A 12810-nucleotide genomic window follows, 5' to 3' on the forward strand; every position below is an offset into this window, starting at 1 on the left:
GAGCGGTCATGTTTTCGTTTTTAAAATCCCCAGTCAGCGCGCCGCTCATCACCGATAAGCGTGAAGTGGATGCCCTCTACCGCTACTGGCGGCGGCATATTCTGACCACTATCTGGCTCGGCTACGCGCTGTTCTATTTCACACGCAAGAGCTTCAACGCCGCCGTACCGGATATCCTCACCAGCGGCGTGCTGACCCGCAGCGACATTGGGCTGCTGGCGACGCTGTTTTACATCACCTACGGCCTGTCGAAGTTTGTTTCCGGTATCGTCAGTGACCGTTCCAACGCCCGTTATTTTATGGGGTTTGGGCTTATCGCCACCGGCGTGGTGAACATTCTGTTTGGTTTTTCCACCTCGCTCTGGGCTTTTGCGGTGCTCTGGGCGCTGAACGCCTTTTTCCAGGGCTGGGGGTCGCCGGTCTGCGCGCGTTTATTGACTGCGTGGTATTCGCGTACCGAACGCGGCGGCTGGTGGGCGCTGTGGAATACTGCGCACAATGTTGGCGGGGCGCTGATCCCTATCGTGATGGCGGCGACGGCGCTGCACTACGGCTGGCGTGCCGGGATGATGATCGCCGGGCTGCTGGCGATTGTGGTGGGGGTTTTTCTCTGCTGGCGGCTGCGCGACAGGCCGCAGGCGATTGGTCTGCCGCCGATTGGCGACTGGCGCCATGATGAGCTGGAAATCGCCCAGCAGCAGGAAGGCGCAGGGCTGAGCCGTAAAGAGATCCTCACCCGCTATGTATTGCTGAATCCCTATATCTGGCTGCTGTCGCTGTGTTACGTGCTGGTGTACGTCGTCCGCGCCGCCATCAACGACTGGGGCAATCTGTATATGTCGGAGACGCTCGGCGTGGATCTGGTGACCGCCAATACCGCCGTGACCATGTTCGAATTGGGCGGATTTATCGGCGCGCTGGTCGCAGGCTGGGGCTCGGACAAACTGTTTAACGGCAACCGCGGTCCAATGAACCTGATTTTTGCTGCCGGAATTTTGCTCTCCGTGGGCTCGTTGTGGCTGATGCCGTTCGCCAGTTACGTGATGCAGGCGGCGTGCTTCTTCACCACCGGATTCTTCGTCTTCGGCCCGCAAATGCTGATCGGCATGGCGGCGGCGGAGTGCTCGCACAAAGAGGCAGCGGGCGCGGCAACCGGATTTGTCGGGCTGTTTGCCTATCTGGGGGCATCGCTTTCCGGCTGGCCGCTGGCGAAGGTGATGGAGGTCTGGCACTGGACCGGATTCTTTGTGGTGATCGCCATTGCGGCGGGAATTTCCGCGCTGCTGCTGCTGCCGTTTTTGAACGCCCAGGCTCCACGCGAACTCAACGAAGCGTGATGCACCTCACCTTTTTGCCCTGAGTAGGGCAAAACTAAGAAATTTTCCCGGTTTCACCTGGACGCTGTCTCAGGCGCGTCCCCCGGCTGATTTTTACAATGCCTGCCATTCGCAGGTATAAAAATTAGCTCGGGAGTGTCAAATGCTGGCCTTTCTAAACCAGGTACGCAAGCCGACCCTGGATCTGCCGCTCGATGTGCGGCGCAAAATGTGGTTCAAACCGTTCATGCAGTCCTATCTGGTGGTCTTTATTGGCTACCTGACCATGTATCTGATCCGCAAAAACTTCAACATCGCGCAGAACGACATGATCTCCACCTACGGGCTGAGCATGACGCAGCTGGGAATGATTGGCCTGGGCTTCTCCATCACCTACGGCGTGGGTAAAACGCTGGTTTCCTACTACGCAGACGGCAAAAATACCAAGCAGTTCCTGCCGTTTATGCTGATCCTCTCCGCCATCTGTATGCTCGGCTTCAGCGCCAGCATGGGGGCGGGTTCAACCAGCCTGTTCCTGATGATCGCCTTCTACGCGCTGAGCGGTTTTTTCCAGAGTACTGGCGGCTCGTGTAGCTATTCCACCATCACCAAATGGACGCCGCGTCGCAAGCGGGGTTCTTACCTCGGCATGTGGAATATCTCCCATAACCTCGGTGGTGCGGGTGCGGCTGGCGTGGCGCTGTTTGGCGCCAACTATCTGTTCGACGGTCACGTCATTGGTATGTTTATCTTCCCGTCAATTATCGCCCTGATTGTCGGCTTTATCGGCCTGCGCTACGGCAGCGACTCCCCGGAGTCTTATGGCCTCGGTAAAGCTGAAGAGCTGTTCGGCGAGGAGATAAGTGAAGAGGACAAAGAGACTGAAGAAAATGAGATGACCAAATGGCAGATCTTTGTTGAGTACGTGCTGAAAAACAAAGTGATCTGGCTGCTGTGCTTCTCCAACATTTTCCTGTACGTGGTGCGCATCGGTATCGACCAGTGGTCCACTGTCTATGCTTTCCAGGAGCTGAAGCTCTCCAAAGAGGTGGCGATTCAGGGCTTTACCCTGTTTGAAGTGGGCGCGTTGGTCGGCACGTTACTGTGGGGTTGGCTCTCTGACCTGGCTAACGGTCGTCGTGCGCTGGTAGCCTGCGTGGCGCTGGCGTTGATTATCGCGACCCTGGGCGTTTATCAGCACGCCAGCAACCAGTATGTCTATCTGGCTTCGCTGTTTGCGCTGGGCTTCCTGGTGTTTGGTCCTCAGCTGTTAATCGGCGTTGCAGCCGTCGGATTCGTACCGAAAAAAGCGATCGGCGCAGCCGACGGGATTAAAGGCACCTTCGCATATCTGATTGGTGACAGCTTCGCCAAGCTGGGTCTGGGGATGATTGCCGACGGCACGCCGATCTTTGGTCTGACCGGCTGGGCGGGCACGTTCGCCGCGCTGGATACCGCCGCCATCGGTTGTATCTGCCTGATGGCCATCGTGGCCGTGTTTGAAGAACGTAAAATTCGCCGCGAGAAAAAAATTCAACAATTGAAAGTCGCTTAAGTTAAGTGTGCATTGGTAACTTTTGCCCGCCTGAATGGCGGGCTTTTTTATGTCGCGGAACCATCCTGAATCGTGTTGATACGTTCAGTCGTCGACAGAGAGGAATTTGCCGTTATGATGGGCATCCTGTCTGGTAATGGATGTGCGCATGATTTGGATAATGCTGGCCACATTGGTCGTTGTTTTTGTAGTGGGTTTTCGGGTGTTGACGTCCGGATCTCGACGGGCAATTCGCCGTCTGAGCGAGCGACTGAATATTGATGTTGTGCCGGTAGAGTCGATGATCGATCAGATGGGAAAAGTACAGGGTGAGGCTTTTTTACAGTACCTCCACCGCCCAGATGAATCGCATCTGCAAAATGCTGCCCAGGTGTTGTTGATCTGGCAAATCGTCATTGTCGACGGCAGTGAGTCGAATCTGCTGCAATGGCACCGTTGGCTGCAAAAAGCCCGATTGGCCACGCCGATTACTGACGCACAGGTGCGTCTGGCGCTCGGTTTTCTGCGCGAAATAGAGCCGGATATGCAGGAGTTTAATGCGTTTCAGATGCGCTATAACGCCTTTTTCCAGCCCGAAGATGGCGTGCACTGGCTGCACTGACAGTCATGCCTGTTGGCGTTACGTGACTCAGGCCGACAAAGGGACCCTGCCGCTGGTCGAATAAGACACGTCGACATTCAGCGGTAAAGTTGCCAAAACGTTAAATACGTCACAAATTTAATGTTACACTGCGTAACTTTTCTGCAATAACCCCACGCAGGTAACAAAATGAGTGAAGCTGTTGAACAAAAATCCCGCGCTGAGGCAAATGCCCGACCGAACTGGTCGGCGGTATTCGCCGTGGCGTTCTGCGTTGCCTGCCTGATAACCGTTGAGTTTCTGCCCGTTAGCCTGTTAACGCCGATGGCGCAGGATCTGGGGATTTCTGAAGGTGTTGCCGGACAATCGGTGACTGTGACGGCATTTGTTGCCATGTTCGCCAGCCTGTTTGTGACGCAAATTATCCAGGCGACCGATCGTCGCTACGTGGTGATCGTGTTTTCGGTGCTGCTGACGCTCTCCTGCCTGCTGGTTTCCTTTGCCAACTCTTTTTCACTGCTGCTCATTGGCCGCGCCTGTCTCGGTCTGGCGCTTGGCGGATTCTGGGCGATGTCAGCGTCGCTGACCATGCGTCTGGTTCCCGCCCGTACGGTACCGAAAGCGCTGTCGGTGATTTTTGGTGCGGTCTCTGTCGCGCTGGTGATTGCCGCGCCGCTGGGGAGTTTTTTGGGCGGTATTATCGGCTGGCGCAACGTGTTTAATGCGGCGGCGGTAATGGGCGTGCTGTGCACGATTTGGGTGGTGAGAGCGCTGCCGTCGTTGCCAGGTGAACCTTCGCATCAGAAACAAAATATGTTCAGCCTGTTGCAGCGCCCAGGGGTGATGGCCGGGATGATTGCCATCTTTATGTCCTTTGCCGGACAGTTCGCATTCTTTACCTATATTCGCCCGATCTATATGAATCTGGCAGGCTTTGAAGTTGATGGCCTGACGCTGGTGCTGCTGAGTTTTGGTATCGCCAGCTTTGTCGGGACGTCGCTCTCCTCGGTGGTTCTGAAGCGCTCGGTCAAACTGGCCTTAGCCGGTGCGCCGCTGGTGCTGGCGCTTAGCGCGCTGGTCCTGATCCTGTGGGGTAGCGACAAAGTTGTGGCGGCAGGTATTGCGATTATCTGGGGCCTGGCGTTTGCGTTGGTTCCGGTCGGCTGGTCGACGTGGATCACCCGATCGCTTGCCGATCAGGCAGAAAAAGCCGGATCCGTCCAGGTCGCCGTGATTCAGCTTGCCAATACCTGCGGGGCAGCGGTGGGAGGCTATGCGCTCGATAACCTCGGACTGCTTTCGCCCCTGATGCTTTCCGGCAGCCTGATGCTGCTGACGGCGCTTCTGGTCACGATGAAGGTCAGAATACAGTGAGATTGTTGCCTGATGGCGCGCAGCTTTCAGGCAACATCGTTATCTGACGACTGAATCAATCAAAACCATTGTTTTCGGCGGTATGGGCAAACCATTCGCCGCTTTTCTTCACCGTACGTTTTTGCGTATCTAAATCTAACTGGACAAAACCGTAGCGGTTTTTATATCCGTTGAGCCAGGACCAGTTATCAATAAAGGTCCACATATGGTAGCCAAGACAATTACACCCTTCGCTAATGCCTTTATGTAGCCATTTAAGATGCGCAGAAACAAATTCAATACGGTAGCTGTCGTTGATTTGGTCCTGCTGAATAAAACGTTGCTCATTTTCGACTCCCATGCCGTTTTCAGAAATAAAACAGCGCGGGTTGCCGTAGTTATCACGCAGATTAGTAATAATATCGTATATACCTGGCTCGTAAATTTCCCAGCCACGGTAAGGGTTCATTTTACGCCCCGGCATTTCGTAATAATCAAACAGCCACTCCGGCATAAACGGCGCGTCAGGATTGACGGCAGTATCACGACATTTCACGCGGCGCGGCTGATAATAATTAATACCGAGCAGGTCGATTTTGCCATCGGCGATGAGCTGACTGTCGCCTGGCTGACATGCTGGGAGTTGATCGTACTCTTTTAGCAGCTCTATCAGATCCGCCGGATATTCACCTTTTAGCACCGGGTCAAGGAAGCTGCGGTTAAACAGCAGATCCGCATGGTGCGCAGCTTTTACATCCGCTGGGTGTTGTGAGCGCGGATAAGAGGGCGTTAAATTCAGGATCACACCGATTTCACCGTCATAACTTCCGGCGTGGTACGCGCGTACCGCCGTGGAATGCGCCAGTACGGTGTGATACGCCACGGTGGCCGCGCGTTTGAAATCCACCACGTTAGGGTAATGGAAGTCATACAGATAGCCGCCTTCTACCGGGACAATCGGTTCGTTAAAGGTGAACCAGTGCTTCACCCGATTGCCGAACAAGGTAAAACAGGTTTGTGCGTAGCGACCAAACGCCTCAACCACATCACGGTTTTCCCAGCCACCTTTCTCCTGCATCACCATCGGCATATCGAAGTGGAACAGGGTGATAAATGGCGTAATGCCTTGCGCCAGCAGCTCATCGATGACGTTGTTATAGAAATCAACTGCCTGCGGGTTGACGTCGCCAGTACCGTCCGGGATCAGTCGTGACCAACTGATTGAAGTGCGGAAGCTGTTGTGCTTCAGCTGTTTGAGCAGTGCGATGTCCTGTTTCCAGTGCTGATAAAAGGTCGAGGTGTTCGCCGGGCCAACCCCCTGATGGAAACGCCCAGGCTGGCGGTCGAACCACACGTCCCATGTCGTCTGGCTTTTGCCGCCGTTCAGACTATCCCCTTCGGTTTGCAGCGCCGAGCAGGCACTGCCCCACCAAAAGTTTTCGGGAAAACGGTATCGCATTATCTTGCTCCTTGATGTGTTTCATTTCCCTACACAATAGGCGATTTTTCAAAACAGAAACCGGTTACAGCACTCGTTTTTCAATGCGATAGTTACAAATCCGGGCACTCAACTTTGCCCAGCGCTTCCCAGTAGTTGTTCTGATTGTTTCTTTGTATTGCCAGAATGGCTTCGCGGATGTGTTGCTGATTACGGGAATCAGCCATAATCGTTTTTTCCCACACCTCATCCGATGGCGACCCCTGCGGGGTACAAATCTTGCGTAAATCCTTCAATACGGTGTTTTTTTCATGAACGGACTGTAGAGAGCCATAAGCCGAATCGGCCTGCGCCAAACCCGGCAGCATGAAAAGAATGGCAATAAGCGGTAAAACGGCTTGTTTCATGATAATAATCCTTGTTGTCGATGCGCATCATCTCAAGAGTAAGTGTAGACGGCATGCGCCTCACTCATCAGCCTGTGTTAATTTCTAAAAAGAAAATCAGCCAGAAGTTTTAGTTTTTCAGGAGGATAGGATGCAAATACAGATTACAGATACCATTACTGAAGACGATCAAAATGCTCTGCTTGTTGGATTGCGCGCCTACAATCGCCAGTTCCTGAGGACCACCAATTTTGGCGACCTGGCGGTGTACTGGCGCGATGAGCACAATGAAATACTGGGCGGGCTGATCGGTAAAATCAAAGGCGAATGGCTGTGCATTGATTTCCTGTGGATGCATGACTCGCTGCGTAAAGGCGGTTACGGCACAAAGTTGATGCAAGCCGCTGAACAGACGGCGCGTGAGAGAGGATGCCTGCATGCGCTGGTGGACACTATGAGTTTCCAGGCGCTGCCGTTTTATCAGAAAAACGGCTATCAGTTGCAAATGACCCTCGATAACTTTCCAGAAACCGGTTCCGCGCGCCATTATTTGTCGAAAACGTTTTGATGACCGGAAGGACTGCAAAAGGGATGAGCTAACGGCACATTCCGACTAATTTTCCTTTTCGCATTATGCTTTTTTCTTCTTGCTGATGCTTTTTCGTTTTTTAAACCGCAGCGGCCTTCCCGCTATAGTCATTTCATTACTCATCAGGCGGTTATTGCAAAAGGAAAAAACGTGAAACTGAAGATACCTTATTTCGGGGCTGGGGCGGCGTTATTACTGGCGGGATTATTGCTGGCAGGATGCGATCAGCAGAACAATGATGCAAAGCATATTAAAGTGGGCGTGATTAACGGCGCGGAGCAGGATGTGGCGGAAGTCGCGAAGAAAGTCGCTAAAGAAAAATATGGCCTGGAGGTGGAATTGGTGGGGTTTAGCGGTTCTCTGCTGCCCAACGATGCCACTAATCATGGTGAGCTGGATGCCAATGTCTTCCAGCATCGTCCGTTCCTTGAACAAGATAATAAAGCGCACGGCTATAAGCTGGTAGCGGTGGGCAATACCTTTGTGTTCCCGATGGCGGGTTATTCGAAGAAAATCAAAACCGTTGCTGAACTAAAAGACGGTGCGACGATTGCGATACCTAACGATCCGACCAACCTTGGGCGGGCGCTGTTGCTGCTACAAAAAGAGAAGTTAATCACTCTGAAAGCGGATACCGGCCTGCTGCCAACGGCGCTGGATATTACGGATAATCCGCGACATCTGAAAATTATGGAACTGGAAGGGGCGCAGCTACCGCGTGTGCTGGACGATCAAAAAGTGGATGTGGCGATTATCAGTACCACCTACATCCAGCAAACCGGGCTTTCTCCGGTACATGACAGCGTATTTATCGAAGACAAAAATTCACCGTACGTGAACATTCTCGTGGCGCGAGAAGACAATAAAGATGCCGAGAATGTGAAAGAATTCCTGCAATCTTATCAGTCACCGGAAGTGGCGAAGGCCGCTGAAACTATCTTTAACGGCGGCGCAGTTCCGGGCTGGTAATCGTCACCCGTTGCCGCGTCGGTTGGGGTTAAACCGCTCTGGCGCGGCGACGTGAGTCCATTGAGATAAGCACTACCGATGAGAGGATCAAAAGCGTACCCAGCCAGTCTGGAAGGGTAAAGGTGATGCCTAACAGCAGCAGGGACAGCAACGCACTGCTCAACGGTTCCGCGCAGCTTAAAATGCTCGCTTTCGGTCCGCCAATCATCTGCGCGCCTTTCAGGTACAGGCTAAACGTGAGTGACGTGCCGATGACCACCAGATAGAAAAACGCCAGAATTAAACTGCCATTCACCACGAAATGAGTTCCCTGCCCGGCATAGAACGGCAGTAGGATCATTCCACCGATTAACATACTCCAGCCGACGACCGGCAACGTGCCGTAGCGCGCGATGAGCGTTGAGGGGTAGGTGGTATAGAACGCGGCGGCAAACGCCGAGGCTATTCCCCAAAACAGCGCGGCAGCTGAGATAGATAACGACGTCGGATTACCGTGGGTGACCAGTAAGAAGGTACCGATGAGCGAGGTGAAGATCGCCGTCAGCACTAAAATCCCCGGCCGCGCTTTGCGCACCATGGAGAACCACGCCACGATAATGGTCGGTGACAAAAATTGCAGCACCGTCGCGGTGGCGGCGTTGGATTTTTCGATGGTCAGCAGGAAGGTTAGCTGTACGGTGAGTGCCCCAACCACGGAAAAAATCAGCAGGCTGATGGCGTCCTTGCGGTTTTTGATAATGGAGAACACGTTGTCGCCATGAACGAAAGAGAGCATCAGCAGAATGAGCCCCGCGAAAATCAGGCGCGTCATGGTCAGAAACTGCGACGACATCTGGCTTTGTTCCATGATGTACTGCGCGCAAACGCCTGAACTTCCCCATAATACGGCGGCAATCAGGACGTTCATCATCCCTCTTCTGGTGGAACTCATCTTTCCCTCTGCATGTTGTTTTGTTTTATTTGTGTGCAGGCATCATAGCAGAGATAGCGAAGCGAGTGAGACATGACGGGCACAGCCCCCCACACCGCAGGGGGCTTCGGCAGTCATCTTACGGCGCAATCGGCGTCAGATAATCCAGTCGTAGCGGTTCGGCCAGCAGCTCGTTCATTTGCAGAATAAACGCCTGGAAATGGGGCAGGGCGATATGCTCGTCCAGACCGGCCTGACCGCGCCAGGATTCACGAACGTAGAAGACATCCGGTGTGTCGCGCAACTGGAACAGGGCATACTCAATATTGCCCGGCTCCTGGCGCGTGGGCAGCAGCAGAGCCTGCAGCGCCTGTTTTAGTGCGTCGATTTTCCCCGGTCTGGCTTTCAGTACCGCAATAATTGAAATCACCTCTGAATCAGACATGTTAAAACCCCTCCAGCACAATCTTGCCGACTGAACGACCGGTTTCAATTTGCGCGTGCGCTTTTTGCAGATTCGCCGCGTTGATTGCGCCAAAATGCTCGCCCAGCGTGGTGCGAATGGTGTTGTCATCGATCAACTGTGCCACGCGGGTTAATAGCTGATGCTGCGCAATGATGTCGTGGGTGGTAAACATCGAACGGGTAAACATAAATTCCCAGTGCAGCGAAATGCTTTTGGCCTTCAGTGGACGTGCATCGAGGGTTTGCGGATCGTCAATCAGCGCCAGTTTGCCCTGCGGCGCCAGGGCGGCAATAATTTGCGGGTAGTGCTGCTCGGTATTGTTCAGGCTGGCAACGTGCGTCACCTCTTTAATGCCTATCCGAGCCAGCTCTTCCATCAGCGGCTTGCTGTGGTCAATCACATGATGAGCGCCTGCTTCACGTACCCATTTCTGGCTCTGTGGACGTGAAGCGGTACCGATGACAGTCATTTTGGTCAGCTTACTGGCCAGTTGCGTCAGGATAGAACCGACACCGCCAGCAGCGCCAACAATCAATAACACATCATTTTCATTGCCATTTTCCTCAACGCCCAGGCGGTCGAACAGCATTTCCCAGGCGGTGATGGCGGTCAGCGGCAGTGCCGCAGCAGAAGCGTTGTCCAGCGATTGCGGCTTCAGCGCGGTAATACGTTCATCGACCAGCTGAAATTCACTGTTACTGCCAGCGCGACCCAGCGCACCGGCATACCAGACTTCATCGCCAGGAGCGAACAGGGTGACTGCTTCACCCACGGACTTCACTACGCCAACGGCGTCCCAACCCAGCACGCGGGGCACATCAGCGTTAAAACCTTCGCGGACCTTGGTATCAACGGGGTTGACGGAAATGGCCTTCACTTCAACCAGCAGATCGTGCCCGGAGGCGACGGGCATGGGCAGGTCAATCTCTTGTAAAAATTCAATGTTACTGCCGTCGGTTGCGGCGCGGGTAATAGCGATGGCTTTCATAATCTCTCCGGTTCATAAACCTTCTATCTGTTGAATAATTCGATGGTAAACCGGTAGCAGAACGGGAAAAATAGCCCTTCGGCGACAGGACTTATACTCGGGGAGTGAAAATGTTCCGGCTTGAAGATCTCACGTTGTTTGTCCGCGCCGCGGCGCTAAATAGTTTTAGCGATGCCGCACGCGAAGTCGGCGTTCAGCCTGCTCAGGTCAGTTCTGCTATTAAGCGCCTGGAATCTACGCTGGCTATCCGCTTGTTCGCCCGCTCCACGCGCAGTCTGCGCCTGACGCCTGAAGGTGAGGTCTGGCTACCCTATGCCCGCCAGATGCTGGACGTGATGCATGCCGGGCTGCAAAAAATTCAGACCCCGGAAGATGAAGTTTCAGGCACGCTGCAAATCGCCGTACCTTCCGATCTCGGTCGGAACCTACTGCTGCCGGTCTTTCAGTCGTTTCGACGCCGCTATCCCGCGCTGCGCCTGCGGATTTTTTTCTCCGACCAGGTGACGGATGTCTTTAAAGACCCCGTCGATGTAGCGTTTCGCTATGGCAACACCGAAGACGCATCTTACATTGCGCTGCCTGTCGCACCGGGTAACCGACGCGTGCTGGTGGCATCACCGGAATGGGTTGTGCAAAACGGCGCGCCGCAAACTCCGGATGATTTAACACAGCTCAACGCCATGACCTTCGTCTTACGCGGACGCCTGCACGATCGCTGGACGTTTACGCATAACGGCGAGGTTAGCAGTGTGCAGGTTAACGGCACCATTATGAGCGACGATGCTGAAGTAATCCGACGGCTGGCGATTGCCGGAGAAGGCATCGCGTACAAGTCGTGGCTGGATGTCAGCGAGGATGTGCGTGATGGACGATTGCAGCTACTGATGCCTGATTACCTGGGCGAGAAAGCCCCGCTGAATATGATTTGCCCACATCGTAAGCAGCTTTCAACGGCTGTCCGTCTGCTGCATGACGCCGTGAAGGCGCGGTGTGACACGTTGGGCGTTTCCCCGTGAGGTGTTCAATCGCAGGAATATTATTCGATAGCCATACGCATAAATAATAGCTAATCTCTGTTGCTGGCATTAATCTGATCGGAACGCCGATCAGTTAGTGATAATTGTTTCATTGAGTATAGTTTCTTCGATAAATATTATTTCTTAAATTAATGCAGTGTTTATAATATTTATTTTAAGAATTTTTTGGTCGATGATTTAATGACTTGTATATTTATTAAAAGGTATTTGACGAGATACCTTCCGCTACGATATAAAAAATAATAGCCCCGATACATACCTATTTCTTTGCCTGATTGTTAAACGCATTGATGCTTTTTGTTATTACGTTATTTATTGGGGTAGGAGAGGGCCATTGAAGTCAAAGACTATAAATGATGTATTGTATTATATAGAAGATAATTTTGTTTCAGGCATTGGTATTGATGACATTTCACAGTTTTCCGGATACAGTCGCAGACATATACAGAATATTTTAAAGCAGCGAATAAATATGCCTGTGGGGCTTTATATTCGTAGGCGACGGATAACCAAAGCAGCAAGCTTGTTACGCCTTACTCATATGGATATTATCGATATTTCAGTGCGGGTAGGATTCGATTCTCAGCAATCTTTCTGCCGTGAATTTAAAAAACTAACCGGTTATACCCCCACAGAATACCGTAAAAATCCCAGTTGGGATCTTTCGCCGTTAATGTCGTTTGTACTGCGCGGTGATATTGTTGTCGGCGAATTGCAACTACGTACCTTACCTGCTGATATCGTGCATGGATTTCAGTACAACTATGACACACCAATCCCGCCTGCCAGTGACTCGCATCTGCATCGATTAAATCTAATATTTGAGCAACTTACCAGTTCAAAACAAAATGTGTGGGCATTAACCGATTTCTCGTCTAATCCAAACTCAATGATGCGGTTGAAAGTTAAAAGCATCATTGGTAACAAAAGTCATCATTCGCCCAATGCCTATAATCGTTATGAGTGTCCTTCGGGAACGTATGCCTGTTTTTCATTCAGATTCAAGAAAGAGGACTATCCACTCTATTCAAGATATATTTATTTTAAGATGTTGCCGGAGAGTAAATTAAAAAGGAAGGCAGGCTATGATATTGAAATATTCCATTATAACCAAGAGGATCTTAAAAATAAAATAATCACCTGTGAACATTACATTCCGATAGATGTGTAATGTAAAAAAGCTCCACTTGCGTGGAGCAAAGACCTCGCAGTACACCTAGATT

The 12810-nt window shown here is 52.3% G+C and carries 13 protein-coding genes; 8 read left to right on the forward strand and 5 right to left on the reverse strand.

Going from position 1 to position 12810, the window contains the following annotated elements; translation table 11 throughout:
• Positions 1-8: 8 nt before the first annotated feature.
• The 4 genes from GPJ68_RS00190 (at position 9) to nepI (ending at position 4825) form a co-directional block, all read left to right on the forward strand.
• Positions 9-1337: an MFS transporter gene (locus GPJ68_RS00190; protein ID WP_094168875.1), complete on the forward strand. Its 1329-nt coding sequence runs from the start codon at positions 9-11 to the stop codon at positions 1335-1337.
• Positions 1338-1479: 142 nt separating this feature from the next.
• Entirely contained in the window at positions 1480-2871 is a 1392-nt protein-coding gene (gene uhpT / locus GPJ68_RS00195) for a hexose-6-phosphate:phosphate antiporter (RefSeq protein ID WP_003023929.1), read from the forward strand.
• Between the two features lie 148 nt (positions 2872-3019).
• The gene (locus GPJ68_RS00200; RefSeq protein WP_016157801.1) at positions 3020-3472 is read left to right on the forward strand and encodes a DUF1198 family protein; all 453 of its coding nucleotides are present in this window, start codon (positions 3020-3022) and stop codon (positions 3470-3472) included.
• A gap of 168 nt (positions 3473-3640) precedes the next feature.
• Entirely contained in the window at positions 3641-4825 is a 1185-nt protein-coding gene (gene nepI, locus GPJ68_RS00205; RefSeq protein WP_016155040.1) for a purine ribonucleoside efflux pump NepI, read from the forward strand.
• Positions 4826-4880: 55 nt separating this feature from the next.
• Here the strand turns inward: nepI and GPJ68_RS00210 are convergent, their stop codons facing one another.
• On the reverse strand, positions 4881-6263 hold the full coding sequence (locus GPJ68_RS00210) for a glycoside hydrolase family 1 protein (RefSeq protein WP_016157797.1): 1383 nt from the start codon (positions 6261-6263) through the stop codon (positions 4881-4883).
• A 92-nt stretch (positions 6264-6355) separates the two neighbouring features.
• Complete coding sequence (locus GPJ68_RS00215) at positions 6356-6649, reverse strand: YicS family protein (protein WP_047498766.1); 294 nt, start codon at positions 6647-6649, stop codon at positions 6356-6358.
• 130 nt (positions 6650-6779) lie between these two features.
• On the opposite strand from GPJ68_RS00215, the gene GPJ68_RS00220 reads away from it, so the two are divergent.
• On the forward strand, positions 6780-7196 hold the full coding sequence (locus GPJ68_RS00220) for a GNAT family N-acetyltransferase (protein WP_016155037.1): 417 nt from the start codon (positions 6780-6782) through the stop codon (positions 7194-7196).
• 171 nt (positions 7197-7367) lie between these two features.
• Positions 7368-8186, forward strand: coding sequence for a lipoprotein NlpA (nlpA, locus tag GPJ68_RS00225; RefSeq protein WP_016157795.1), 819 nt, complete (start codon positions 7368-7370; stop codon positions 8184-8186).
• Between the two features lie 28 nt (positions 8187-8214).
• Here nlpA and GPJ68_RS00230 read toward each other — a convergent pair whose 3' ends face one another.
• From GPJ68_RS00230 to GPJ68_RS00240, 3 genes are all read right to left on the reverse strand, one after another.
• Positions 8215-9117, reverse strand: a complete 903-nt coding sequence (locus tag GPJ68_RS00230) for a carboxylate/amino acid/amine transporter (protein ID WP_047415725.1) — start codon at positions 9115-9117, stop codon at positions 8215-8217.
• Between the two features lie 118 nt (positions 9118-9235).
• Positions 9236-9541, reverse strand: coding sequence for a putative quinol monooxygenase (locus tag GPJ68_RS00235; protein ID WP_046276186.1), 306 nt, complete (start codon positions 9539-9541; stop codon positions 9236-9238).
• 1 nt (position 9542) lies between these two features.
• The gene (locus GPJ68_RS00240) at positions 9543-10550 is read right to left on the reverse strand and encodes a zinc-binding alcohol dehydrogenase family protein (protein WP_016155033.1); all 1008 of its coding nucleotides are present in this window, start codon (positions 10548-10550) and stop codon (positions 9543-9545) included.
• A gap of 110 nt (positions 10551-10660) precedes the next feature.
• Between GPJ68_RS00240 and GPJ68_RS00245 the strand changes: the two genes are divergently transcribed.
• On the forward strand, positions 10661-11566 hold the full coding sequence (locus GPJ68_RS00245; protein ID WP_049282835.1) for a LysR family transcriptional regulator: 906 nt from the start codon (positions 10661-10663) through the stop codon (positions 11564-11566).
• Between the two features lie 355 nt (positions 11567-11921).
• Complete coding sequence (locus tag GPJ68_RS00250) at positions 11922-12758, forward strand: helix-turn-helix domain-containing protein (RefSeq protein ID WP_104651912.1); 837 nt, start codon at positions 11922-11924, stop codon at positions 12756-12758.
• Positions 12759-12810: the final 52 nt, after the last annotated feature.

Source organism: Citrobacter sp. 172116965, assembly GCF_013458095.1.
Taxonomy (GTDB): domain Bacteria; phylum Pseudomonadota; class Gammaproteobacteria; order Enterobacterales; family Enterobacteriaceae; genus Citrobacter; species Citrobacter braakii.